At 43.5% G+C, this 26,804-nt stretch carries 23 protein-coding genes; 15 read left to right on the top strand and 8 right to left on the bottom strand.

Going from position 1 to position 26,804, the window contains the following annotated elements; translation table 11 throughout:
* Positions 1-146: 146 nt before the first annotated feature.
* Entirely contained in the window at positions 147-2,306 is a 2,160-nt protein-coding gene (fadB, locus tag JMX50_RS11290; RefSeq protein WP_201629585.1) for a fatty acid oxidation complex subunit alpha FadB, read from the bottom strand.
* Between the two features lie 773 nt (positions 2,307-3,079).
* Between fadB and JMX50_RS11285 the strand changes: the two genes are divergently transcribed.
* The 3 genes from JMX50_RS11285 (at position 3,080) to JMX50_RS11275 (ending at position 5,994) form a co-directional block, all read left to right on the top strand.
* Positions 3,080-4,180, top strand: a complete 1,101-nt coding sequence (locus JMX50_RS11285) for a polyprenyl synthetase family protein (protein ID WP_201629584.1) — start codon at positions 3,080-3,082, stop codon at positions 4,178-4,180.
* A gap of 41 nt (positions 4,181-4,221) precedes the next feature.
* Positions 4,222-5,040, top strand: a complete 819-nt coding sequence (locus tag JMX50_RS11280) for a DUF72 domain-containing protein (protein ID WP_201629583.1) — start codon at positions 4,222-4,224, stop codon at positions 5,038-5,040.
* Positions 5,041-5,220: 180 nt separating this feature from the next.
* Positions 5,221-5,994, top strand: a complete 774-nt coding sequence (locus JMX50_RS11275) for a hypothetical protein (protein WP_201629582.1) — start codon at positions 5,221-5,223, stop codon at positions 5,992-5,994.
* Between the two features lie 101 nt (positions 5,995-6,095).
* On the opposite strand, the gene JMX50_RS11270 is transcribed toward JMX50_RS11275, so the two are convergent.
* Positions 6,096-6,725 carry a superoxide dismutase gene (locus JMX50_RS11270; RefSeq protein WP_201546523.1) on the bottom strand — a complete coding sequence of 210 codons (630 nt, stop codon included), beginning with the start codon at positions 6,723-6,725 and terminating at the stop codon, positions 6,096-6,098.
* Between the two features lie 520 nt (positions 6,726-7,245).
* On the opposite strand from JMX50_RS11270, the gene rdgB reads away from it, so the two are divergent.
* From rdgB to JMX50_RS11240, 7 genes are all read left to right on the top strand, one after another.
* Positions 7,246-7,935, top strand: coding sequence for an RdgB/HAM1 family non-canonical purine NTP pyrophosphatase (gene rdgB, locus JMX50_RS11265; RefSeq protein ID WP_227671039.1), 690 nt, complete (start codon positions 7,246-7,248; stop codon positions 7,933-7,935).
* A gap of 355 nt (positions 7,936-8,290) precedes the next feature.
* A complete protein-coding gene (locus JMX50_RS13285; protein WP_265088598.1) occupies positions 8,291-8,416 on the top strand; it encodes a hypothetical protein in 126 nt (41 codons plus the stop codon).
* A 53-nt stretch (positions 8,417-8,469) separates the two neighbouring features.
* Positions 8,470-9,813, top strand: coding sequence for a trigger factor (tig, locus tag JMX50_RS11260; protein WP_201565851.1), 1,344 nt, complete (start codon positions 8,470-8,472; stop codon positions 9,811-9,813).
* A 556-nt stretch (positions 9,814-10,369) separates the two neighbouring features.
* Entirely contained in the window at positions 10,370-11,065 is a 696-nt protein-coding gene (clpP, locus tag JMX50_RS11255; RefSeq protein WP_372829816.1) for an ATP-dependent Clp endopeptidase proteolytic subunit ClpP, read from the top strand.
* A 150-nt stretch (positions 11,066-11,215) separates the two neighbouring features.
* Positions 11,216-12,529 (top strand): ATP-dependent protease ATP-binding subunit ClpX, encoded by a 1,314-nt coding sequence (gene clpX / locus JMX50_RS11250; RefSeq protein ID WP_201629581.1) that lies wholly within the window; start codon positions 11,216-11,218, stop codon positions 12,527-12,529.
* Positions 12,530-12,751: 222 nt separating this feature from the next.
* A complete protein-coding gene (locus tag JMX50_RS11245) occupies positions 12,752-13,789 on the top strand; it encodes an SDR family NAD(P)-dependent oxidoreductase (protein WP_201629580.1) in 1,038 nt (345 codons plus the stop codon).
* Between the two features lie 608 nt (positions 13,790-14,397).
* Complete coding sequence (locus tag JMX50_RS11240) at positions 14,398-15,393, top strand: c-type cytochrome (RefSeq protein WP_201629579.1); 996 nt, start codon at positions 14,398-14,400, stop codon at positions 15,391-15,393.
* A 95-nt stretch (positions 15,394-15,488) separates the two neighbouring features.
* Here JMX50_RS11240 and JMX50_RS11235 read toward each other — a convergent pair whose 3' ends face one another.
* From JMX50_RS11235 to argS, 3 genes are all read right to left on the bottom strand, one after another.
* The gene (locus JMX50_RS11235; protein ID WP_265088597.1) at positions 15,489-16,586 is read right to left on the bottom strand and encodes a PTS sugar transporter subunit IIC; all 1,098 of its coding nucleotides are present in this window, start codon (positions 16,584-16,586) and stop codon (positions 15,489-15,491) included.
* 103 nt (positions 16,587-16,689) lie between these two features.
* Positions 16,690-17,517 carry an SPOR domain-containing protein gene (locus JMX50_RS11230; RefSeq protein ID WP_201629578.1) on the bottom strand — a complete coding sequence of 276 codons (828 nt, stop codon included), beginning with the start codon at positions 17,515-17,517 and terminating at the stop codon, positions 16,690-16,692.
* A 125-nt stretch (positions 17,518-17,642) separates the two neighbouring features.
* Entirely contained in the window at positions 17,643-19,472 is a 1,830-nt protein-coding gene (argS, locus tag JMX50_RS11225; RefSeq protein ID WP_201629577.1) for an arginine--tRNA ligase, read from the bottom strand.
* A 387-nt stretch (positions 19,473-19,859) separates the two neighbouring features.
* Between argS and JMX50_RS11220 the strand changes: the two genes are divergently transcribed.
* Complete coding sequence (locus JMX50_RS11220; RefSeq protein ID WP_201565181.1) at positions 19,860-20,078, top strand: DUF2788 domain-containing protein; 219 nt, start codon at positions 19,860-19,862, stop codon at positions 20,076-20,078.
* 132 nt (positions 20,079-20,210) lie between these two features.
* On the opposite strand, the gene cmoB is transcribed toward JMX50_RS11220, so the two are convergent.
* Both cmoB and cmoA read right to left on the bottom strand, forming a co-directional pair.
* Complete coding sequence (gene cmoB / locus JMX50_RS11215) at positions 20,211-21,242, bottom strand: tRNA 5-methoxyuridine(34)/uridine 5-oxyacetic acid(34) synthase CmoB (RefSeq protein ID WP_201629576.1); 1,032 nt, start codon at positions 21,240-21,242, stop codon at positions 20,211-20,213.
* A 73-nt stretch (positions 21,243-21,315) separates the two neighbouring features.
* Complete coding sequence (gene cmoA / locus JMX50_RS11210; RefSeq protein WP_372829812.1) at positions 21,316-22,137, bottom strand: carboxy-S-adenosyl-L-methionine synthase CmoA; 822 nt, start codon at positions 22,135-22,137, stop codon at positions 21,316-21,318.
* A 288-nt stretch (positions 22,138-22,425) separates the two neighbouring features.
* Here cmoA and msrA point away from each other — a divergent pair, with 288 nt between their 5' ends.
* From msrA to JMX50_RS11190, 4 genes are all read left to right on the top strand, one after another.
* Entirely contained in the window at positions 22,426-22,947 is a 522-nt protein-coding gene (msrA, locus tag JMX50_RS11205; RefSeq protein ID WP_201629575.1) for a peptide-methionine (S)-S-oxide reductase MsrA, read from the top strand.
* Positions 22,948-23,068: 121 nt separating this feature from the next.
* Positions 23,069-23,743 carry a thiopurine S-methyltransferase gene (gene tmpT / locus JMX50_RS11200; RefSeq protein WP_201629574.1) on the top strand — a complete coding sequence of 225 codons (675 nt, stop codon included), beginning with the start codon at positions 23,069-23,071 and terminating at the stop codon, positions 23,741-23,743.
* A gap of 65 nt (positions 23,744-23,808) precedes the next feature.
* Positions 23,809-24,522 carry a DUF1499 domain-containing protein gene (locus JMX50_RS11195; RefSeq protein ID WP_201629573.1) on the top strand — a complete coding sequence of 238 codons (714 nt, stop codon included), beginning with the start codon at positions 23,809-23,811 and terminating at the stop codon, positions 24,520-24,522.
* Between the two features lie 239 nt (positions 24,523-24,761).
* A complete protein-coding gene (locus JMX50_RS11190) occupies positions 24,762-26,240 on the top strand; it encodes a lytic murein transglycosylase (protein ID WP_201629572.1) in 1,479 nt (492 codons plus the stop codon).
* Positions 26,241-26,401: 161 nt separating this feature from the next.
* Here JMX50_RS11190 and JMX50_RS11185 read toward each other — a convergent pair whose 3' ends face one another.
* The gene (locus JMX50_RS11185; RefSeq protein WP_201620091.1) at positions 26,402-26,701 is read right to left on the bottom strand and encodes a hypothetical protein; all 300 of its coding nucleotides are present in this window, start codon (positions 26,699-26,701) and stop codon (positions 26,402-26,404) included.
* Positions 26,702-26,804: the final 103 nt, after the last annotated feature.

The following is a 26,804-nucleotide window of genomic DNA, read 5'->3' as shown; positions in this document are numbered from 1 at the left end:
GATTTTCTTGTACTAGCTTAAATTCAACCAACTATAATCGTACGTCTGCTATTAAAAAAATATTGGCATTAAAGAGCATAAATAACTAATTTTCTCTCAGCCTTAATAACAAACGTACGGCACTTCATCCTAGTAATGACTGCCCATTACGCCGTGGCGTAAAAGGTCTCGCCTGCTGCTGCCATATCGCGAATCTTTTGCGGGGCTTCATAGGCTTTGCCAAGGTATGCGTATTTTTCACACAGCACCAAGTAGTTATCTAGACCCATTTGGTCGATATAACGGCAAGGACCACCGCGGAATGGTGGGAAACCAACGCCCATAATCATCGCCATATCGGCTTCAGATGGCGTGCTAACGATATTATCTTCTAGGCAACGTACAGTCTCATTACAGAAAGCCAGCATGGTGCGGTCGATAATCGCTTGATCATCAAAGGTTTGCTTGTCGCTATCAGTAGTGGCTTTAAGTAGCTCATAAGTCGCTTCATCAGCAACTTTTTTAGGCTTGCCGCGCTTGTCCATCTCATATTTATAGAAACCAATACCGTTTTTCTGACCTAGGCGTTTGTTTTCATATAAATGCTCGATAGCACCTTTATAATCAGGCTTCATGCGGTCAGGGAAACCTTCTGCCATGACTTCTGCGCCGTGTACGCCAGTATCTAAACCAACGACGTCGATTAGGTAAGCAGGACCCATCGGCCAGCCGAATTTTTCCATAACTTTATCGACATGAGCAAAATCCGCACCTTGCTTAAGGAGCAAGTCAAAGGCACCAAAGTATGGGAACAACACACGGTTTACCAAGAAACCTGGGCAGTCATTCACGACGACAGGCACTTTACCCATTTTTGTGGCCAAAGCAACGGTCGTTGAAATAGCTTCTTCAGAAGATTTTTCACCGCGAATAACTTCTACTAACGGCATACGGTTTACTGGGTTGAAAAAATGCATACCAACGAAGTTTTCTGGGCGCTCAAGTGCTTCCGCTAAGAAAGTAATAGAAATCGTTGAGGTGTTTGACGCTAGGATACAATCGTCTTTTACCAAGCCTTCGACTTCTTTTAGTACCGCACGCTTAACGTTTGGATTTTCTACCACCGCTTCGATAACGATATCAGTCTCAGCAAAGTCACCATAGTTCAAAGTCGGACGGATACGGCTTAACGTTTCGCCCATTTTTGCTGGGGTCATCTTGCCACGTTCAACCATTTTGCCAAGTAGCTTGCTGGCTTCGCCCATACCAAGGTCTAATTGCTCAGACTTGATGTCTTTCATAATGATTGGCAAGCCTTTGCTGGCTGCCTGATAAGCGATACCGCCGCCCATGATACCCGCGCCAAGTACGGCCGCTTCATTGATTTCATGTGCTTTTTTGCTGTGCTGCTTAGCTAATTTTTTGACCAACTGATCGTTTAAGAACAGACCAACCAAGCTTTCTGCTTGTGGGGTTTTCGCCGCTTTTGCGAAGTAAGTCGCTTCGACTTCAATTGCTTTATCACGTGGCAGATTTACATGCTTTTCAATTGCTTCAATAGCGATTGCTGGCGCTGGATACTGCTTAGGATTGGCTTTGGCAAAAATCATACCTTTTGCGCTGTTAAATGCCATCGCTTGCTCAAGCTGGTTTAGCTTAACAGGCGCAAGCTTCTCTTCACGCTTTGCTTGCCAATCAAGCTCACCTGAGATACATTTTTTGACCAGATCAATCGCTGCATCTTGTAAATCATCGGCAGGAACAGTCGCATCCACTAAGCCAAGTTTTAACGCATCAAGTGCTTTCTTTGGTGTACCAGTAGCGATAAGCTCAAGCGCATTGTCGATACCAATGATACGCGTACTACGAACCGTACCACCAAAACCTGGGAAAATACCCAATTGGGTTTCTGGAAGACCGATGATGGCTTTGTCGCTCATGACGCGGTATTCACAAACTAAGGTCATCTCACAACCACCGCCAAGCGCTGCGCCATTGATAGCGGCTACTTTTGGAAACGGCAAATCTTCAAAACGGTTAAAGGCGTCGTTGATGTTAACAACCCAATCTTTGATTTCGCTTTCTGGCTTTTTAAAAGAGCCGACGAATTCTGTGATATCAGCACCAGCGATAAACACGCCTTTGCTTGATGTCACAATAAGACCCTTTACGTTATCCGCTTTTTCTAAAGCAGTAACCGCTTCGCCAAATTGCTTATTGGTTTCAGCATCAAACTTGTTCACGCTCTCATTTTCGGCGTTGTACTGCATGTTGGCGATGCCATCCTCTAGCATTGTCACCGTGATGCGATTTCCTTGGTATACCATTTGAAACTCCTTGCTATATAACGAAAGCTACGTTTTAAAATTAAAAGTTTTAAAATTAAAGCACATAGCCAGTTATTGTTAGTAAAACGAGTAATAACACTGCCAACCTACTGCCTTATAAAGTCAGTATAAAGTAAGCAGTGCAGATGTCTTTATTATCCAGCGCTCATGCTTATATATTCATATTCTATGCCGAATGTTACCGCGTTAGCACAACTGAATACGGCGCTTTATTTATATACGATTGTTGCCGGTATGCTGTGATAAATCCTAATGGTGCGAATACCCGTCGTATAAATACTGACTGAATATTGAGCTGATATGTCACATAGATAAGGGCTAAAAACCCACCTGCTAAGCACCAGACCATTTTCACGCCAATTAGTGTAGGGGATTATGCCCCCGACTGTCACAAGCTAATACCATACTCGCAAGTCACTCTTAAGTCGATACTAGCCCTTTACCTTGCTGCCAAGGTGCTTTAAGTGACTGCTTGTATACTGAGATTATATACTGACAATCATGCTTTTAACGCTTATAAATAGCGCTTATTTATCGATAAGCGCTATTCCTTATCAAAACATATCCAACGGCCAAGATACATCGCCCATACGTAACGAAGGCTTGTTGTATTCTTGCCAGCTTTTTTAAGCAGGTTTTTTAACATTAAAGCGCCAAAAATGCGTCATTGATGATACCCGCTCGCTAAGGAATATAATCTATCATGCTACACTAGCACTATTTTTATTATTCACCTGATAGATGGTTGGGTTATGACTGTTTCTGTTTCTACTTCTTCTACCAATACGCCAAGCCTGATGCCTGCAAGACTCGTATCTTTTGCTGGCTTTGATAACAACACCGAGCAATTTCATAACGCCGTGCGCGAGCAATTGTCGCAAGATATCGAGGTGCTATTTGCTTATGCTGAGCTGCCAAGCCCGCTGATTGATGCCTGCCGTTATGTGATGACCGGTCAAGGTAAATTGGTACGTCCGTTATTGGTCGCCAGCGCCTTTGATAGTGTCAATCAAAGCAATGCTAATGCCAATGAAAATACAGATAAAAGCACTGATGATAAAAACAGTATGGCTAACGCTGACGGTTTGGAAGCTCTGTTAGAAAACGATTCCGATTATGATATGTGTCGCCGTGCGGCATTGGCAGTAGAGCTGTTGCATACCTATTCATTGGTACATGATGACTTGCCATGTATGGACGATGACGACCTGCGCCGTGGTCAGCCGACCGCGCATATCGTCTTTGCAGAATCAACTGCCCTGCTGGCCGGTGACGTGCTACAGACCTTAGCTTTTGAAGTATTGACCGCAGAGCTGCCAACCTTTGCGCCGTTTGACTCATCTATTGCAAGCCAGCTCATCGCGATATTTGCGCCGCGTGCCAGACGTATGGTTTCTGGTCAAATGCTTGATCTCAATGCCGAAGCTACTACAGGCATTTCACAAAGCGACTTGGAAGCCATCCACCGTGATAAAACGGGCGCATTGATTGAAGCGGCTATGCTGATGGGTGCTATTTGTGCTGGCGCGACCGCTCCACAGCGTATGGCTCTACAAGAGTGTGCGCAGCATATTGGTCTAGCCTTTCAGGTACAAGACGATATTTTAGACGTCACCACCAGCACCGATACGCTTGGCAAACCTGCTGGCAGCGATGAAAAGTTAGACAAATCTACCTATGTAAAATTGATGGGCGTTGAGCAGGCAACCAGTTATGCGCAATCGCTATTTAATGACGGACGTGCAGCCATTATTCGCGAGTTGAGCAGCCGTGAGCTGAGTGGCAAAAAAGACAGTGCAGACAACAACGCACTATTGGCACTCATCGAATGGCTATGGTCACGTAAAAAATAAGCTTATTAATGATAAATTAAAAATAGCAAAGGGTGGTCAACATGGACAGTACCCCTACTCCGCGTATTTACCTTGGCACCGGCGGTTATAGCGATACCGACTTACTCGGTACGCTATATCCCACTGGTACCAAAAAGACGGATTTCTTACGCGAATACGCCAAACAATACGGCGCGGTGGAAATTAATAGCACTTTCTACGCGCCCATCGGGCAAAAAGCCTTTGCTGGCATGGTCGATAAAGCCTACGTGCAAGCAGACAGTGAGTTGAAGTTCGCGGTCAAACTGCATCAAGACTTTACTCATGCGCGCAAGGGCACAGCCGAACACGCGCAAGCATTTATTACTGCTCTCACGCCACTTATCGAAGCCAACGCTCTCGCGCCACTACTGCTGCAATTCCCACACGGCTTTGATCGTACCCGCGAGCATCGTCTATATCTGGCAAACCTTGTCAGTTGGTTTCAAGATTATCCACTAGCCGTTGAGTTTCGCCATAATGGCTGGCATACCCCGCAAGTGGTCGATAGTTTTGTCAAACAAGGGCTGATTTGGTGTAGCATCGATTACCCCAAAGTCAGCGGTCTACCACCGTCACGATTGATATTTACCGAGCGCACGGGCTATCTGCGCATGCATGGTAATAATCTAAACTGGTGGGATGCCATGAGTGCCGCTGACCGTCATGATTATCGCTACAGCGAGGCGGAAATGCAGGATTGGGCGCAAGCAATTGCCAATCAGCATCAGCATTTTGATACGCTCTATATTTTCTTTCAAAATACCGTCAATGCGCATGCTTATTATAATATTGCGATGCTCAGAGAGGCGTTGGGTAAGTTTGGGTTTGAGGTGTTGTAGCACTACTCCCCACGCTGTATATCAGAGGGTTTGACTAACTCTAGTTTAGATGAAAATCTATATTTTTAGGTTATTGAAGCTTCTTAGAAACATAGCAGAAAAGTTAGCTTGGGAACTTAAATCCACCCTTTTACTGCTGTAAAAAGCTGCCATTTATCACTATAGTAAAGAGTCGTTCTTATGAGAAAAAACCTTATAGTATTTTTAGGATTAGGTACAATTTCTTTTATTCTTATTATATGTTTATTTCTGATAAACCCTAATGTAGCGAATATTATCGACGTAGATAGTGAAAATAATCAGCAAAAAGCCTACAAAGCTTTTGGTTTAGAAGAAGAGGATATGGGCATACACTACATCAAATTATCTAACCTAATAGAATCTGAAAGAAACGAAGCCTTAACTGCATTAAAAAATTTGAAAACTACTGGCAGCCTTAGTGGTGGCATACAGACAACAGAGTTTGATGAGACAATGATTGGTGAGGCTAAGAATAACTTCCAAGCCCTAGATGAAGATATCAATAAAGCTAAATATAAATTAACATTCGAGCCAGTTCTCTTAGATAATTTTTATAATAGTAAGTTGGTAGGTTTGAATAGCTCTGGCATATTAGCTAATAACAAATACAATATATTTTATCAGGTCTACGATATCAATAATGGTCAATCTGTTATTGAGCTCACAGAACATTATATACCTAAAAACGGTTCCGTCAGGCTAACAGTGATTGAGGATTTCTTGAACGATAAAGTCAATGATAAGCCTGCAAGACTAGAAAGCCTATATTCTGATAGACAAGAGCTTTTATACAATTTTAGCTGGCAAAATAACCAACGCTATTATGAATTAAATACTAAAAAGCTATCATTAATTTCTGTAAGAGAAATCGCAAACTTCATTGATTTAAGTTCCACTAAAATACAACTATTAGATGAGAAAGAACCTAACTAATTAGACAATCCCAAAAGAGCCATTTTTTATATAAATCCAAACCAAAAAAAGGACGCCTCTCAGCGTCCTTTTTTATTAATCAAAACCTTAGTGGTTAAAGATTACTCTTCAACACCAGCATCTTGACCTTTATATTTTGCGTTTGCGTAGTCCCAGTTCACTAGCTTGTCTAGGAACGTGTCAACATAGTCAGGACGACGGTTACGATAATCGATGTAGTACGCATGTTCCCATACATCACAAGTCAATACAGCAACTTGGTCATGTGCTAATGGGGTATCAGCGTTAGCTGTTTTGGCGATAGACAATTTGCCACCGACTTTATCAGCCACTAGCCATGCCCAACCTGAACCGAACTGAGTCAATGCTGCGTTTTTGAACTCTTCACGGAACTTGTCATAGCTACCGAAATCTTCTTCGATTTTCGCTTTCAAGTCACCAGTAGGTTCGCCGCCGCCGTTTGTTGGCGTCATGCAGTTCCAGTAGAACGTGTGGTTCCATACTTGGGCTGCTTGGTTAAACATACCTTGTTTGCTGTCATCTTTAGCGGTTGCTACGATGATTTCTGACAAAGTTTTGTCTTCTAGACCAGAACCTGGTAGCAATTCGTTTAACTTAGTCACATATGCGTTGTGATGCTTGTCATGATGGTATTCTAGCGTTTCAGCACTGATATGTGGCTCTAGCGCGTCTTTTGCATACGGTAGTTCTGGTAATGTAATCTTTGACATATTATTTTATCCTTGCTGGTTTAGCCATTAGTATTAGGTATAGCTTAAAACGAACGCTATAAATTATGAGACTAAATTGGCTTAGTTTATTGTTAGAGAAATTTAACACTCACTAGGCTAACACATAATGCGGTAAACCTAAAAAAGCGCTAAATTTGAAAGTTATCTTAAGCGAGCAGCACTCAATAGTTATTATATCGTTAAATACGAGAAATTTTAAACACTCAGAATTTTTAAATACCAAGTCATTAAACATCAAAACTGTCAAATGCCAAAACATGGACTTAAAAACCATTGTTAGCGTTTAAAACTATTTACTAACGATTAAAGCTATTATTAACTTTAAGTTCACAAGCTATAAGATATAATTCACTGTAGCTTGTTGCCTATTATAGCAATAGTGACGACAAATATCAGTTACCAAATGTTATGAATCAGCGATTCGTTATGCTAATTGGTAATTTAGCCGATGCTAGCCTAGAATATGCGCGTATAAGCGACTCAATTACGGACAAAGAATATGAATCAAGCCAGTGCCACAGAGACTCATCAACAAGCATCCACCTTAAATGATTCAAATCCAGACACACCACAAAACCAATGGGTGCTCGCCAGTAACAATAAAGGCAAACTTGCTGAGTTTACCCGCCTATTTGCTGAGGCAGATTTGGATGTGACGATTGTCCCGCAAGGTCAGCTTGATATCGACGATGCAATCGAGGATGGATTAAGCTTCGTTGAAAACGCCCTTATCAAAGCCCGTCATGCCAGCCGAGTAAGCGGATTGCCGGCGATTGCTGATGATTCAGGGTTATGCGTACCAGCATTGGGCAATGCACCCGGTATCTACTCTGCCCGCTATGCAGGCGAGCACGGCAATGACAGTAAAAACAATGCTAAGCTTGTTGCCGACTTGCAGCCTATCCGTGCAGCACAGCCTGATGAGCCTATTAAAGGCATGTTCGTTTGCGTATTGGCGATGGTACGTCATGCCGATGACCCGTTACCAATTATCGCCCAAGGTTTATGGCAGGGTGAGATTTTGGCGGCGCCGCATGGTGATGGCGGTTTTGGTTATGACCCGCTGTTTTGGTTGCCAGAGTTGCAAGCGACAGCGGCAAGCCTCAGCGCTGCTGATAAAAACAGCATCAGTCATCGCGGTCAGGCGATTGAGCAATTATTGGCGCAGTTGCCTTTATTGTCTTTATAAAAGCAATTCTGCCTTGTAAAAGCAATCCGAATAAAAGCAGTCCTAACTTATCGTCGATCCATAGCGTTTACTGCTTTGCTATGTTATTAATACCGATAATAGTTAATACCGATAATACGACAATATTAACCCAGCAATGTTATTTTAACGGACGATAGCAGCGCTGCCCTATTTAGACCGCAAACAGATAATTTTTACTTTGATAAACAGATGGATTATACTGTTCTACTTTTAAAATTTTGTTGAAAGCCGTTATTTGTCTGTATAATTGCGCAAAAAGCGTTATTATGCGACCTATTCATGGTTAATATTGATATCAGATAGCGTCTATTCAGATAAAGCGTTTCACATTTTTGTGTCAGCAGCGATTGCTACGGGCACGGACTGCGAAATTGCGCGCTATCAATATCCCCTATTTATTCCAACGGCAATCGGTCACACCCGCCCGTATTTTGAGGCACGGTTGTCTATTACTATTTAACCCTAAGTACTATTTAATCAAACGTACTATTAAATCCTAAAGGTGTAATGAACATGGCTACAGATTTACAAGTTACAACCAACAAGCTATCTAACAAAGAAACTCAGCTAACGGTTAAAGTACCCGTTGAAAAAATTCAAAACAAAGTTGAAGGCCGTATTCGCCAAGTTGCGAAAACTGCCAAGATTGACGGTTTCCGTAAAGGTAACGTCCCTATGTCACATATCCGTTCACAGTACGGTGCTGGCATTCAACAAGAAGTTATCAACGATGTGATCCGTGATACTGTTTTTGAAGCGATCAAATCGGAAGACATCCGCGCCGTTGGCATGCCTAACATCGATGATGTAAAACTTGAAGATGATTTCTTGGTTTATCAAGCCACTGTTGAAATCTTCCCAGAAATCGACGTACAAGGTATTGATGAGATCGAAGTTGAGCGTCACACAGCGACGGTTAGCGACGAAGACGTTGACACCATGATTGAAAACCTACAAAAACAACGTGAAGAATTCGTTGAGAAAAAAGGTAAAGCGGCCAAAGACAACCAAGTAACATTTGACTTTGAAGGCTCAATCGACGGCGAAAAATTCGAAGGCGGTTCTGCTGAAGACTTCAAATTGGTTATCGGTAGCAACCAGATGATTCCAGGCTTTGAAGATGGTATCAAAGGCATGAAAGCTGGCGAAGAAAAAGTCATTGACGTGACTTTCCCAGAAGATTACCAAGCTGAAAACTTGGCTGGTAAAGAAGCCCAGTTCAAAATCAACGTAAAATTGGTTGAAAAATCAAAACTACCTGAAATCAACGAAGAGTTCCTAGAGCTATTCGGTGTTAAAGAAGGCGGCGTTGAGAAATTAAAAGAAGACGTGCGTAAAAACATGGAACGCGAAATCAAAAATGCGGCGCGTAGCCAAGTAAAACAAGCAACGTTTGATGCGCTGCTAGAAAAGAACGAGTTTGACGTACCAAACGCCATGCTAGAGCAAGAAATCGAGCGTCAACGCAACATGATGATGCAACGTTTTTCTCAACAGTTCGGTGCCAATGCTGATAGCTTCGATAAAGACATGCTGCCAAATGAGCTGTTCGAAGAGCAAGCGCTACGTGCTGCCCGTCTTGGCATCATCGTTGCTCGCGTTATCGACACCAAAGGCTTAGAAGTCGACCAAGAGCGTGTTGAAAGCTTTATCAAAGAAGCCGCTGAAAACTACGAAGATCCAGCAGAAGTCATCGAGTACTACACCAATGACAAGCAGCAACGCGCTAACATTGAGTCTGTGGTTCTAGAAGACCAAGTGGTTGACTATCTAATCGAGCAAGGTAAAGTAACTGACAAAGAAGTCAGCTACCAAGACTTGCTAGCTGCTCAGCAACAACAGCAGCAAGGTATGTAATTTAGTAAGAGATAACTTGGCAACTTGCTATTAATGGCAAATTGCTACTCTTACTGCAAAAACGCTAAACACAATACCCTAATACAATGCCCTAACATCTTGTTAGGGCATTTTTATTGCTGGCTGATAAATTACTGGCTTATTAGCTACTTTTATCTGGTGTTTATTGCCACTGCCCTTGATAAATGGGCACAGACGCCTTATTAATAGGGAGTCATTTATCATTTGTCACATTAAAAAGTTACTATTGCCGCAATAAAAAAGTTACCATTAGCTCAATTATTTTTAGCAGCTACTATTTTTGACAGCTGCTATTTCTAGCAAGTAGATGGAATAACTTTTAAGCGCCGTCTTAAATCATGAATATGATTGGCTACTTGTTAGCGATATTTAAAGCATTTAATTGAACCGAATAGGTTTTATTAGCAGATAGCTTTTATTAACAGGCAGCTTTTATTCATAGGCGGCAATGTTTACAATGATAACCACCATAAAAATTTAGCCAACAGCTAGCCTATATCTCTTTACTTTATGTACTTATAAACAGGACATCTTTATGACAGATTATGATCGCATCACTGCTAACCCGCATTTTGATATGTTGATGAGTGCGCACAATACCGCCCAAAGCGCACAATATAACCAAAGCGCGCCCCAAGCCGCATTGGTTCCAATGGTGGTTGAGCAGTCAGCGCGCGGTGAACGCTCGTTTGATATTTTCTCACGCCTATTACGTGAGCGCGTTATCTTTTTGACCGGTCAAGTTGAAGACCATATGGCCAATCTTATTGTGGCGCAGTTATTATTCTTAGAAGCAGAAAACCCTGATAAAGACATCCATTTATATATCAACTCGCCAGGCGGCTCAGTCAGTGCTGGTTTGGCTATTTTTGATACCATGAACTTTATCAAACCTGAAGTTTCGACCATTTGTATGGGCGGCGCTTATAGCATGGGTTCATTCTTACTGGCAGCTGGCGAAAAAGGCAAACGTTATGCCCTAGCCAACTCTCGCGTGATGATTCACCAGCCTTCAGGCGGCGCGCAAGGTCAAGCAACCGATATCGAAATTAATGCGCGTGAAATTCTGAAAACGCGTGCTCGCTTGAACGAGATTTTGGCTGAGCGTACCGGTCAACCCGTCGAGAAAATCGAAAAAGACGTTGAGCGTGACTATTGGTTAGATGCCAAAGAAGCTAAAGAATACGGTTTGGTTGACGAAGTATTAGAGCGTCGCCCGACTTCTCTATAAGCGCTTTAATAGCAGCCGTCTACGAGACTTTAAAACATCAGATGCCTAAGCGCGATAGGGTAAGAGAAAATATATTAAGTGCCCGGCGCTTTTGCATCGATGTCCATAATCAGAATATTGATCAGTATAAAATTTTAGGAGTGCCTGTATATGGCAGAAGATAACACCCCGCAGTGTTCGTTTTGCGGCAAAGAAAAAAGTGAAGTAAAGCAGCTGATTGCCGCTGACGACGCCAATATTTGTAATGAATGTATTGAGCTATGTACAGACCTGATTGCCGATAGCGCCGAAGATGGTGACGACGACAGCGATATTGATACCTCTTGGGTCAATAAAAAGCTGCCAACACCAAAAGAGCTACGTGCCAAGCTTGATGAATATGTCATCGGGCAAGATGCGGCGAAAAAAGCCTTGGCAGTTGCGGTTTATAACCATTATAAACGCCTAAAAGTCAGCCAAACCTTAGCCAATGACAGCAAAAAAGCAAAGATTGGCGCTGATGATGCCATGGTTGAATTGGCAAAAAGTAATATCTTGCTGATTGGTCCAACCGGTTCTGGTAAGACTTTACTGGCGCAAACTCTAGCGCGCTTGCTTGATGTGCCCTTTGCGATGGCAGATGCCACGACTTTAACTGAAGCTGGTTATGTCGGTGAAGATGTCGAAAACATCGTGCAAAAGCTATTACAAGCCTCAGATTATGATGTGAGTAAAGCTGAGCAAGGTATCATTTATATCGATGAGATTGATAAAATCAGCAAAAAAGGCGACAACCCATCTATCACCCGTGACGTATCAGGTGAAGGTGTGCAGCAAGCCTTGCTTAAGCTTATCGAAGGCACGGTTGCCGCTATTCCGCCGCACGGTGGTCGCAAGCATCCACAGCAAGAGCTTATCCAAGTTGATACCAGTAATATTCTTATCATCGTTGGTGGTGCGTTTGCCGGTCTTGATAAAGTGATTCAGCAGCGTACAGAAAAAACAGGTATTGGCTTTAATGCTGATGTCAGCTCAAAAGACGATAGTAAACGTAGCTCAGAGCTACTGCAACAAGTAGAGCCGGAAGATTTGATCAAGTTTGGTCTTATCCCTGAGCTGATCGGTCGTCTTCCTGTGCTCGCTGCGCTCACAGAGCTTGATGAAGAAGCTTTGGTGCAAATTCTCACAGAGCCTAAGAATGCGTTGGTTAAGCAGTATAAATATCTGTTTGATATGGAAGGCGCTGACATTACCTTTACCAAAGAAGCGCTTGATGCGATTGCTAAAAAAGCAATGGCACGCAAAACAGGTGCCCGTGGTCTGCGCTCTATCGTAGAAAATGCCCTACTTGAAACCATGTATGAGCTGCCTTCAATGGAAAATGCTAAGACCGTACTCGTTGATGAAGCAGTAATCAACGACGGTAAAATCCCTGAGATCACCTTCTCTAACGGTGATTCAGAACAGATAGCGATAAACGCTTAAAAGGTCTTATCTGCTTTATTGAAGCGGTAATTAAAGTAAAAGTGTCTAGTGTAAATTATGCTAGACACTTTTTTTATGTCCGCTTACTTCTCATTTTATTTTTTGCAGCTAATGTAGTGGGTAAAAATGACAGCCGCGTTTATCAATTGCTATCAGCGCTTATCATCAATCATGCTAAAGTAGAAATACCAATACTATTAATGATACAAAGGACTGTTTATCATGCTTAACACTGTTTCTGGAAATGTCTCTGCAATCGCAACCTCACTACGCCAACATCTGCCTTTTTCCTCGCAGCAAGACCTTGACATTACCCCCTATTACCGCAACCATGTCGCTGCTATCACTGGTGCTGGCTCTGGCATGGGGCGCGAGCTTGCCATTCATTTAGCAAAAATGGGCTGCCACGTGGCGCTATCAGATATCAATGCTGAGCAATTGGCACAAACCAAGGATTTACTGGTCGGCTATGATGTCAAAGTCACCACCACGGTACTCGATGTCTCAGATAATAAAGCCGTCGAAGCGTGGGCGGATAGCGTGATGGCGGAGCATGGTAAAGTAAACTTTATCTTTAATAATGCGGGCGTAGCGCTTTATTCAAGCGTAGAAGGTAGCAGCATTAGCGAGCTTGAATGGGTCATGGATATCAACTTTTGGGGTGTGGTTTACGGCACCAAGGCATTTTTGCCATTGATTAAAAATAGCGTGAAAGAAAGCGAAATTGATGGTGGTAAAAAAGACAGTAAAGCACGTAATTTTAACGAACATGGTCATATCATTAACATCTCAAGCTTGTTTGGTTTGACCGCGCAGCCGTCACAGTCTGCTTATAACGCTAGCAAATTTGCCGTACGTGGCTTTACTGAAAGTCTGCGTCAAGAGCTAGACATTCAGCGCTGCGGCGTTTCAGCGACCTGTATTCATCCCGGTGGCATCAAAACCAATATCGCCAATAGCGCCCGTGGTAACGACAGTATCAGCGACCTTGGCATGCGTAGCGGCCGCAAAGCCATCAGTAGTTTTAATAAATTTCTAAAATTTGATGCCAGCGCAGCCGCTTGGATTATTTTACAGGCTGCCGCGACCAATCAGCCACGCTGCTTGATTGGCAGTGATGCCAAAATGATAGATGCTGTCCAGCGCGTATTCCCAGCACGCTATAGCAAGGTATTGAATGACGTCAATAAGCTATCGCGTCAATTAAAAGGCAAAAAACGCGCAAAAACGGCTAACCGTAAAGCGGCGATTGTTAATTAATATAGCGGCAGATAAACGATAATAAGTTAAACAGCTGTCGTTTATCCGATCTAAAACCGATACAAAGTGCTAACGGGGTGAGTTTTTTGCAGCCTCTGTCACGCCTGCGAACAGCAAGCAAGAAAAATCTATCCCATTAGCACAAGAATACTAACGTATCGATTTTATTTTGCACTTACTATATTAAAATGTCTTCATCAAAAAAAGCGCGTAAATATTTTCATATTTACGCGCTTTTTAGTAAAAGTAGTATGCTTTGCTATTTAGAACGTTCACCATCTGTTGGCATCATTTGTCGCTTTAGTGTTCTTTTTCAATTTAAAAACACTTTACGTATTTGTATTTGTATTTGATACAATTATGTTACTAGCAAATTACAGATTAATTACTGGTCGAGTTTTGATAGGCAGAATCAAGCGGATTAATAGCTAATATTAGGCAGTAGCGATAAGTTGAATGATATGACGCCAACTATGTTGGCATTGATCAATACTGAAATCCGAGCCATTTATTTAGCTAAAATCTTAAAATAAGTTTTGCCATCATGACGACCAAACTATCATATAAATATAGATTTACATATTATTTTCTAACATAAGGATATTCCAATGATAAACTTTCCACGTGCCAAGCCCTCATCCCTGTTAGTAGCCACTATCTTTGCCATCAGCGCTGTCAGTATGGCCGGCTGTAGTAATAGCAATGAGACCAAAGCCGTTGACCGTTTGGAAGAAGCAGAAGCCTTGGCTCGCGTTAAAGCCCTCGAAGCCCGTGCCGAAACGCTAAAAGGCAATATGCCAGCTGCCAGTGATATGAGCGCTAGCGCAGGCGGCGGTGATGCGGCAGGCGCAGCAGGCGGCAAACCAGCGATTAATATGCCAGACGAATCTACCATCCCAGATGACGAGCGCGGTGCCGCCATTCGTCGAGGTTTACAGATTGTCAATCATACTTATAAAGAGATGCCAAATAACGTTGGTAACCAGCTCAACTGTACCAGCTGTCATTTAGGCAACGGCTCAGAAGCGTTTGCGGCGCCATGGAATGGTCTGCCGGGCATCTTCCCTATTTATCGTTCGCGCGGAGGTCGTATCAACTCCTTGCAAGAGCGTGTCAATGGTTGTTTTGAACGCTCAATGAACGGTACAGCGCTTGATTTGGGCTCAGATGATATGAACGCCATTATCTCTTATATGACTTGGCTGTCGCAAGATATGCCCGTCGGCGTATCTCCTGAAGGTCGTGGATTTGTCAAAGTAAATAAAGAGTTAGAGCCAAACCCTGAAACGGGCGAAAAGCTATTTGCAGAAAAATGTAGCGTTTGTCACGGTGATAATGGCGAAGGTCAATATAATGACGATGGTACTTATATCTATCCTGCGGTAGCTGGCGATAAATCCTTTAATGATGGCGCAGGGATGGCACGTACTTATACTGCCGCCGCCTTTATCAAAGGTAAAATGCCATTTGGACAAGGTAATACGCTAAGTGACCAAGAAGCGGTCGATATTGCCGCCTACTTTACCCACTTGCCACGCCCTGTAAAAGCCAACAAAGACAAAGATTGGCCAAACGGCGATGCACCAAAAGATGTCCGTCGTTAATTAAAAAAGCTCATAAGTTATATAATATAAAAGCCCAGCTACTTGAATAGCTGGGCTTTTTTATAATTATTGATGCTTAGGATAATTTGATTAATTTAAGGCAGTTTCATATCGCCATCGACCAACCAACCAAGGCGGCGCATCACATAAGCGACCACCCCAGCGATGAGCGCAGGTAAAATAAACATCAATAAAATAATCGCCGTCCATAATTGAGCGCTACTCATAATTCCTTGTGATGCTTCAATGACGCCAAATACCCCGACCAATCCTGCCGTACCCATACCAGCACCAGTCGCCGTACAAGCCAGCCCAAAGCCAACGGTTGCGATAGGACCAACAATAGCACTGGCGATAACGGCTGGCAGTAAAACAATCGGTTTTCTAAGCACATTAGGGATTTGTAGCATACTGGTGCCAAGTCCTTGAGATATGACGCCACTGACGCCGTTATCTTTAAAACTGGCTACCGCAAAACCAATCATATGCGCCGCACAGCCAACGACCGCCGCCCCACCCGCTAAGCCGCCAAGCCCAATAGCGATACAGATAGCGGCGCTTGAGGTCGGTAGTGTTAATAAAATCCCAACGACGACTGCTATCACGATACCCATTAATAATGGCTGCAATTCAGTTGCGGCTTGAATGCCTTGACCAATCGCATTGACCGCAGCAACGACCGGAGGATTAAGCAGCGCACAGACGATTAGGGCCACCGTACATACTAACAATGGTATCAGCAAAATATCGAGCTTGGTTTTGCCCGCGACCCAAGTACCTGCACGATAAGCAAATACTGAGGTCAAATAAGCACCAATCGGATTACCGGGCACAGCAGCAAAGGTTGCTGGACCGGCTTCTTGCGCGATAAATAAGTTGCCTGCCATCAAAGCTTCAGAATGCGCACCAAGCATCCCTGCAACCAAGCAGCTTAGCATCACTAACGTTGGCGCTTTAAGATAGTAAGCGATACCGACACCGATACCCGCACCCATTAATACTGAGGCCAGTTTTCCAACCGCAACCAAGGCGGGCAAGTTTAACCAGCCACCGATTTGCGAGATGATAAGACCGGCAATCAGGGTAACAAACAATCCTAACGCCATGCCAGTGAAAGCATCGATAAAATATTTTTGAAAAAAAGCTCGAATCATACCGACGGATGCAGTTTCTGAAGGTGTCACAGTCATCATGATGCTCTTATGTTAAGTTTGATAAAAGATGCCAAAAAATATATCAAAAAAAAGGGATAAAAAAAGCGCCACCGTGACGCTTTTTTTAATCAATGCTGTAAGTCTAACGACGCTGTTCGACAATGATAGAATCTATACCATTATTTTGTAGGCGTTGCTGGGCGGTGGCAACCGCTTGACGGTTATTCATCGGGCGTGAGATAACCTGATAGATAGGCAAACCATTACCTGTAGTATTTTTTACCACTCGAGCGTCCACACCCGCCATCAAGACTTGGGCACGGCGACGATCTGCTTCATCCGCATCGCCAAAGCTGTTGATTTGCAGAATATAAGTAGCAGGTTTGGCCGCTTGAATGCTTGCAGTACCAGCGCTGGGTTTGTTCGCAGCCGCGCCTGCATTCGCGCCTGTATTGTTGGCAGCTGGTGTACCATCGTAAGTCGCATCTTCTTCAACGATGACAATATCGTCATCATTACTGCTGGTGGCTGCATTATTAGCATTGTTGCCACGATTCGGCTCAATAGTGGTATTTTCAGAGATGCCAAAGTTACCCGCATCAGTAGCGGGCGTCGTACTTTGAGGCTGATTAACGACTACATCTGGCTCGAAGTCAGTGATTTGACCTGCTTGGCTATCACCGCCTTCCCCAAAGTCTTCATCAGGGATGGTTGCCATCTCTTGATTGGGCAAAATATCATAAAACTCATAATCACCATTATCGGTGTCGGTATCGACTCGTTGCTGAACTTGTCTATCAGGGTCGGTACCGTCATCGCTGCCCGCAGGACTAAAATTAAACAATGGTGAGAGGTATAAAAACACCCCAATCATGAGCGTCAATACCGCCCCAACAAACATCCATAATAAGCCTGACACACTACTTGTTTTGCGTTTTTCAGTGGCACCTTTTGGTTTTTTGGCTAACATGGATCTCGTTCTCCCTACTGAATATATCTATCGTTGTCGAATTATCAATGTTGAACTGTCATTGTCGAATTGTTATTGCCAAATAGTCGTCGGCGGATGATGGCTAGCAGCCGTCTCTCTTTATACTACATACTAGACGGCGCAGACAAGCCTAATAAGCTAAGCCCATTACTCAATACCTGCCTGACCGCCTTAGATAAGCGTAGGCGAGCTTGCATCATATCCATCTCATCTTGGCTTGGCGTCTCACCCGAGGTTAGGCTGACGGGCAAGATACGATTGCTATCGTACCAACCATGAAATAACGCGGCCAACTCTTTTAGATAGTTGGTTAAGATATGCGGCTCATAACCTGTCGCTGCACGTAGCAAGGTTGCCGGATAAGCGCCAAGTAATTTAATCAATTCTTCTTCGCTCGGTGCAGTCAATAACTCTTGCTTTTCAGCGCCAGTAATATCGTCTACTTGCAGACCACTGGTTTCTAGTTTTTCTAACACGCGGCAAACCCGTGCATGTGCATACTGAATATAGAAAACCAAGTTGTCTTTACTTTGCGATTTGGCAAGCTCTAAGTCAAAGTCAACGTGGACTTCAGGCTTACGGGCGACGTAATAGAAGCGCGCGGCATCGTTACCGACTTCATGACGCAGCTCACGTAAGGTGACAAATTTGCCCGAGCGCGACGACATTTGCACTTTTTCACTACCGCGCCATAAGGCGACAAACTGTACCAATACCACATCAAGACGGTCGGCATCGATACCAAGCGCCGTTAACGCCGCTTTCACCCGTGGGACATAGCCATGATGGTCAGCGCCCCAAACGTTGATAACTTTATCAAAACCGCGATCAAATTTGTTTTTATGATACGCGATATCAGAGGCAAAATAGGTGCTTTGACCATTGGCACGGCGAACGACACGGTCTTTTTCATCACCAAAATCGGTCGATTTAAACCAAATATTGCCATCTTTTTCGTACAAATAGCCTTTTTCATCTAGGATTTGTAAGACAGGTTCAATCTCGCTATCGATTGATCTTTCGCTAAACCAACATTCATAGCGGACGCCAAAGTCATTTAAGTCGTCTTTGATATCAGCCAAAATGCTGCTAAGCGCTGCATTTAAAAACAGCTCGTAGCCATCACCAAGCAAGGCTTTACTATTGGCAATCAGTCCGTCGATATGGGCTTCTTTATCGCCCGACAGCAGCACTTTTTCGCCGTCTGCATTTATCTCAAACTGTGCATCTGCTGGTACGTCTTTGGCAATTTCTGCAAAACTATGCACATAACTATCAGCGTGCTGGGTTTTTAGTGTTTGAGCAATATCACTGACATAATCGCCTTGATAGCCATTGACTGGGAATGTGACTGGTTCAGCGTTGGCTTCTAGATAACGCAAATAAGTACTGGTCGCTAAGATATCCATTTGGCGACCGGCGTCATTAACATAATACTCACGCGTGACGTCATAACCAATGGCTTCAAGCAAGTTTGCCACGCTCATACCAAAGGCGGCACCGCGACCATGACCGACGTGCAAACTAGACGTTGGATTGGCCGAGACAAATTCAACTTGGATTTTTTGACCTTTAAACTGCTTGCTTAAACCAAAGCGTTCTTGCAGCTTAAAGATATCGTCTAACACGGCAAATTTGGCTTCAGTATTTAAAAATACGTTGATAAAGCCAGGACCTGCGATTTCTACTTGGCGAATATTTTGGTTTTCAGGCAAGGCGTTGACGATTTTTTCAGCGAGCTGGCGCGGATTGGCTTTCGCAGCTTTGGCGGCCGTTAGCGCGATATTGCTCGCAAAATCACCATGACTGGTGTCTTTTGTCCGTGTAATTTGGCTGTTGTTTTGCCAATCAGCCGGTAGTTCGCCGTCATTTTTTAGGGCTTGGATGGCACTATCAAATAGTGAGGCGAGCGTATCAATTTGGGCTTGTGACATAGGACTATAAACTCAGATAAATGAACAAAAAAATTGGTGAAATATAAGATAATACAAAAAAAATAAGTAACCTATAAATATAACAACCTTTAGGCGCTATTGCACTATTTGAACCAAAAATAGCGTTAAAATTACCACTTTTATACTGGATAGGCATAGCTTAGGAGATGATGGCTATTATAGGCTGCAAATACAGGGTTGTTTAGGCTGATTGTAGCGTTACTGTTGCCTGACGTTAGCGAAATATTTATAGCGGCTCTATTCCGCGTTATAATGAAAAACAGTTATCGCCTGCTTTTTCTATACATTATCGTCTCATTTATAAAAAATCATAAAAAAAGCCTCAGAGCGTGCGCCACTTTACACTTTCATCTATAGGATAAAACCATGTTTGCTATTGCAGCCAGTACCGTCACCAGTTGGGGTATGTATATTTTATTGCCCATTTTTATTGCCTTTTTATTCTTTATCATTTGGGACCTATCAAAACAATCTGAAGCGGGTCGTGCGGGTACTTTTTGGATGTTTTTAGCTCTTGGTGCAGGCTTTATTGGTTTTATCCTCAAGGTTTTAATAGAAATGGCATTTAAACGCTGGTTTATTTAATCGGTATTTGCCATAGCTATTTCTCAAAACACTGCTCATTTTAGAAACATCGCATTTAAAAGTAATGACAGCCTTGTGCGAAATTCGTAGCTCTAATCCTCTGTTTGCAGTCTAACCCCTTCTTTGCAATAGTTATTTTTTTGCAATGAGGGTCGCACGTTTCGGTGCTGGATAGCCTTCGATGGTTTTGCTGGCATCATTAGGGTCTAAAAAATCCGCCAACGAATGATAAGTCATCCATTCGGTTTTGCGCTGCTCAGCGGTAGAAGTAACGGCAACATCGACGCAGCGTACTTCGGTAAATCCTGCTTTTTCTAACCAACCAATGAGTGCATCGACCGATGGCAGAAAATAGACATTATTCATCTGGGCATAACGGTCGTGCGGCACGAGTACGGTATTGGCATCGCCATCGATAACCAAGGTTTCAAGCACCAGCTCGCCACCTTTAACCAACTGACCTTTTAGCTGTTGCAAATGCTCAAACGGCGATTGACGATGATAGAGCACGCCCATACTAAATACCGTATCGAATAGCTGACTGTGCTCCGGCAAAGCTTCAAGCGGTACCGGAATATAATGGGTACGGTGATTGTCAGCATTACCAACAAAATGGCGAATTGCCATAAACTGATGATAAAACAGGCATGATGGGTCAATGATAATAACTGTCTCCGCTCCTGCGCCTGCCATCCGCCAACCGTGATAACCTGAGCCACCGCCCACATCCAATACGCGCCGACCTTTTAAATTGCCTAAATGCGGCAACACTCGCTGCCATTTCCAATCGCTATGCCATTCGGTATCGATTTTTATAGCGGACTCGTCACTACCAATCCGACCACCAATCTGAAAAGGCCCTTTCCGCCACGGCATTAGCTGCTTTAACAGTGCCATTGTTTGTTTACGCTCAGAGTCGCTGAGATTAGCGGCAACCGTCAAGACATCGTTGTCTAAGTCGACATCATTGACTGTTATTTCTGGCAATCGTGCTACCGATGCTTGATAAGCGGGTGCGTGAGCGTAATTGGCTTTATCTTTTATGTCATTGAGCCATGTCGGTAACCGCGTTAGCCACTCATAAGCGCTCGGCTGCTGCTGTGCCAGTGCTAGCAAGGTCAAATATAATTCACGTTCAGCGTGGGTGATGGTGTCGTTAAGCATAAAGGGCGGCTACCGTATTGATAAAGCACTGATAAAAACTTCGATTTGGCGAAAAATTTGCGCTGATTAAGTGTTATTTAAACGCCACAATAGAGACAAAGTTTAAAAACTGAAACCACGTCAGATGACGCTCAAAGCCAACTTGCGCTAGACGCGCATGATGCTCATCCAAGGTATCAGTAATCAAAACGTTTTCTAACGCATTACGTTTGCCGCTGATTTCCATCTCGGTATAGCCATTGGCACGTTTAAAGTCGTAATAACGCTCAACCAACCACGCATCATACTGCTCGTCAAAAGCATGGGTTTTTTCGGTTAATACTAAAATTCCACCTTCACTTAATGCTGCATAAATTTTCTCTAATACCGCCACTCTATCGGCAGCGGGCAAAAACTGCAGCGTCAAATTAAGAATGACCATATCGCATGGCTCAAACTCAACATCACGAATATCAGCGGTGATCACTTCAATATTATGCGCTGGATAATTTTCCGTTAATAAAGCACTCGCTTCTGTGGTCATCGCTGGTGAGATATCAATCGCTTTAATCTGTAAATCTTGCGGCTCAAACTCGCCTGCCAACGCCATACTTGCCGCACCCAATGAGCAGCCCAAATCATACACACGGCTGACGCGTTGCCCATTATTGTCCTGTTGGCGGTACTTACAATGGCGACGGGCAAATATCGGCAACATCGCTAGCACCTGACCATAACCGGGTACACTACGGCGAATCATATCGGGAAAACATGCCACCACTTGTTCATCAAAAGAAAAACGCGCCGCTTTATCGAGTGGCGTGGTAAATAAGGTGTCATGTTTAATGATGTCGTTTTTAACGGTATCGTTTTTAACGGTGTTATTAACAACAGTAGTTGGCTTGGTATGGCTCATGGGGTGGCTCGTTTTTTGATGGTGGTTCGTTTTTTGATAATGTAACTTTGATTTTTGATAACAGAACTATAATGAAAGAGTATGGCATTAATGGTTTTTAAGACATTTTTAGATAGCAAAAGCCCATTATAACATTACTGTTTGTTACTTATCGCGGGCAACTGCCCTGCTAAGCTAAATGTATATTGCTGAATAGAGAATTTTTTAATCAAATACCTTTAAGATAAGGGCTATTTGTTAAACACACTATTTAGCGCATATTTTATCGTTAGAATAATAGGAACAATTATGCAAACCATTATATTAGGCGGTGGCTGCTTTTGGTGCACCGAATCGGTATTTTTATCGGTAAAAGGCGTGCAATCTGTCGTTTCAGGTTATATGGGCGGTGATGCCGTTTCTGCCAATTACGAAGCAGTCTGCGGCGGTGATACAGGCCACGTTGAAGTGATTAAAGTTGCATTTGATGAATCTATCGTACCCTTAGAAGTGGTACTCGATGTGTTCTTTGCTACTCACGATCCCACCACCATGGACCGCCAAGGTAACGATGTCGGCAGCCAATATCGCAGCGTGGTTTTCTATACCGATGAAGCGCAAAAACCAACCGTCGACCGTACGATTAATAAACTGCGTGATATGGGGCTCAATGTGGTCACAGAAGTACATCCTGCTGTTGAGTTTTATAAAGCCGAAGAAACCCATCAAGACTTTTTTAATCGCAATCCGGGGCAGGCTTACTGCAACTTTGCCATACCGCCAAAACTTGCTAAGCTGCGCAAAGAATTTAGTCAGTATATGGTGAGCTAAACGATTACCGTAATTTTTAGACGCTATAAAAGCCAAGGGTTGATACGCTTGGCTTTTTTATTGCGTTTGGCGGTATGATAATGTTAAACCTTTAAAGCATTGATAGGCTAGGAATAATGGTATGAATTCTAAATTTTGGCAACAACGCTGGCAGGAAGGACGTATTGGCTTTCATAAGTCTGACGTCAACCCTGAGCTCATCAAACATTTTTCTAATCCGGCGTTGCCCGCAGGTAGCCAAGTATTGGTGCCTTTGTGCGGTAAATCAGTTGATATGGTATGGCTGGCTCACGCAGGCTATGATGTCGTTGGCATTGAGCTGGTCGAATCAGCCGTACAAGCGTTCTTTATTGAGCAAAATATAACCCCTACCATTACTGAGTTTACTAGCGCTGCTGATGGCTCAACTTTAAAGCGCTATCAAGGTCAGCTTGCTGGTCAAACCATTACCTTATGGGTAGCAGATATTTTTGCCCTGAGTCCTACAGCTATTGGCGACATTGATGCCGTTTATGATAGAGCGGCATTGATAGCCTTGCCAGCAGACGTGCGCCCTGATTATAGTAAGCAAATATATAAGCTTAGTAATAACGCGCCACAGCTATTAATTACCCTGAACTATGATCAAAGTAAAAAAGACGGCCCGCCTTTTTCAATCAGTCGGGAACAATTAAAGCAGTATTATGACGCTAATTATGAAATTATTGAGCTTGAAAGCCAGTCATCAACCCTTAATTCTGCAGCCGAACTATCGGTAACTGAGCATGTTTGGCTATTAAGTAAAAACCAAGATTAATTAGCACAGCAAGTAAGGATAAAGTAATAAAGTAAGCAGCGACTAAATAATAATGGAGAGAGCCGATGAAAGTCTTAGTGAGCCTTGTCAGTTTAAGCGCTTTTTTACTGGTCGCTTTACCCGGTCCGCTTTATAAGTATGGTGTCGTCGACTTAGGTACCGCATTTATGGGTTTTAAGTTTGGGGTGTTTGCGGGTATCGCTGCTCTTATCTTGCTGGTGTTGCAAATCCTATTTAAACGCAAAACAGTGACGCTTGGCAGTACGATAATGGCGCTGCTACTGTCTACTATTGCTATTGCAATACCGCTTAGCATGCTGAATAAGGGCAAAAGTGTGCCGCCCATTCATGATATTTCGACCGATTTGGTAAACCCGCCTGAATTTGTAGCCATTGCCCCACTACGTGCTGATGCACCAAACCCAGTTGAGTATGCAGGTGTAGAAGCAGCAACCCAACAGCGCGCCGCCTACCCTGAACTACAAACATTGAATTATCTCCAATCAAAATCCGAGCTGGTCGAGGCAACCAAACAAGCCATCGATAATTTAGGTTGGCAGCTGGTAAATATTGATGCTGACCAAGGAATTGTCGAAGCGACAGATAGGACGATGTGGTTTGGTTTTAAAGATGATGTCATCGTACGTATCACTGATAACGGTAGCGAGCGCCTGGTCGATATCCGCAGTAAATCACGGGTTGGGGGTAGCGATTTGGGTAAAAATGCCGAGCGTATTCATGATTTTATTGAGGAGTTGGATAGTATTTTGACAAAGTAGATTTATTAAATGGCTGTCAAAACCGCTTACCCGCATTAAAATCAGAGACTTCTCTAAAGTTGTGCAGTGCCATATTTGCCCCAATCCCTCTTCTAACCTCACGCTCACGTCAATTTATAGTAACTGAGTGCTTCGATACCTTTTCTTTACTATTGAGATTGGTTACTCTAAGTCAATACTAGCTTTATTAGCCTTGCTCCATTTCTAAATGATAATTTTGACGTTTATAGGATATTCTCATGCGTTTGACTCCATTCTCCACTTTATCGCTGCTTAGCATCGCGGTTGGCCTTAGCCTTGCCAGTACTGCTCAAGCCGCCAGACCACCAGCGCCAGACTTATCTAATAGCGAGTTCCAACAGTGCTTAGATGGTCTAAAGAACTCTAGCAAATTCCGCGGCGTCGATAGCTTTACCTTTAATAACTATCGTCCAAGCCAGTCTGACCCTAGCGTCATTCAGTCGTTAAACTATCAACCCGAATTTCAAAAGGACGTCTGGGATTATCTGTCGTCACTTGTCGATACGGAACGAGTAGAAGATGGTATCCGCGCCAAGCGTCAATGGGCAGACACACTGCGCCGCATCGAATCGCGCTATGGTGTCAAAGCCGAGCACGTATTAGGGGTTTGGGGCGTAGAGTCTAACTTTGGTCAGACATTGGGGAAAAAGCCTTTGTTTGAATCTTTAGCGACGCTGTCTTGTTTTGATCGTCGTCAGAGCTATTTCCAAGGCGAATACGCCAATGCGCTAAAAATTGTACAAAATGGCGATATCGCACCCAGCGATATGACCGGTTCTTGGGCTGGTGCATTTGGGCAAACACAATTTATGCCAAGTACCTTTTTAGAATTGGCCGTCGATTTCGATGGTGATGGTCGTCGCGACTTGGTTAATAGTGTCCCTGACGCGCTTGCCTCTACTGCCAATTTCCTCGATAAACGTGGCTACCGCTCAGGTGAGCCATGGGGTTATGAAGTCAAACTGCCGAGCGGATTTTGGGGTGCATCGAACCGTAAAGACAAAAAATCTATCAGTCATTGGCGCAATCAAGGACTGACATTGGCGAACGGTAGCCCGCTGCCGTCTGATTTGAATAGTGCCGGTCTATTATTACCTGCAGGTCCTGACGGTCCCGCTTTCTTAGTCGGTAAAAACTTCGATACCTTCTATTCGTATAATGCCTCAGAAAGCTATGCACTGGCGATTGCCCATTTATCGGATTTAATTACACGCGAAGATAGCAGTAAAACCGACTTTATTACCGCTTGGCCAACTGACGACCCTGGTATTGGTCGCCAAGAATCCAGAGCAATTCAGCAAGCATTATTAAATGCCGGCTACGATATTGGAGAAGTCGACGGTATCATCGGTGATAATACGCGTACTGCGATTCAACAATATCAATCAAGCCATGGTATCTTCCCAGCCGATGGACGCGCAGGACAGAAGTTTTATCGTGCAATCATTGGTAATACCGCTGCTACTGGCAGCTCTCAGTATGGCAACCAATATGGGCAGCCAGCAAACAGTCGTCCTTTAAATCCTGCCCCTGCCGACCGTATGGGACAATTGATTCAGCAGCAAACTAGCCCTAAATCCACTTCTAACACTTACTCCGTACAACCATCACCATCACCATCAAGCAATACGCGCTATCGCCGTGTGACCAGTCCTGATGGCACAGTGAAACTCGTGCGTGTGGATGAAGGTTCGTAGTTAGATATTAAAATGAACGGTTAAAGCTATGATATTTAATTACTAGCGTTAGCCAGCTAACAAAAAAGCCACGCAAATTAGCGTGGCTTTTTTTTATAAAATACATTTAAGGCTTTAAGAATAAATGGTCGTTATTAAATAATCTCTATAAACAACTGCTACTAAACAATCGGTGGCGGGGTTGGTTTACCGTTGTCGCCATCCCAGTTTTCACGCGCTTTCTCATCTAAATCAGCAGGCGTTTTTGGCTCCCATTTACCATTTTCTTTCCACGTAGCATCGCCCCAATCGGCATCTTCTTCTTTTCTATCCAAATCTTTATAGGCTTGAGTCGGATCAATACCGCGACGCTTCATATCGGCTACTTGCTCTTCCAAGGTATGAAACTGGTTTGCTTCGTGCATTTTCTCTTCCAAGCTGGTTAATTCAGTGTTTAATGTATCTTTTTTAGAGTTGCTCATTATTTATTCTCCCTAGTTGTTCAATATTGTTATGTACTTATCAGCTTCATTATTACGGGTATTGCCTAGCTTCACAACCATTGAGACGTATGCTTTGTATTAC

It is taken from the genome of Psychrobacter maritimus (genome assembly GCF_904846345.1).
In the GTDB taxonomy this organism is placed as follows: Bacteria; Pseudomonadota; Gammaproteobacteria; order Pseudomonadales; family Moraxellaceae; genus Psychrobacter; species Psychrobacter maritimus.
This window is presented reverse-complemented; position numbering and strand designations above follow the sequence as displayed.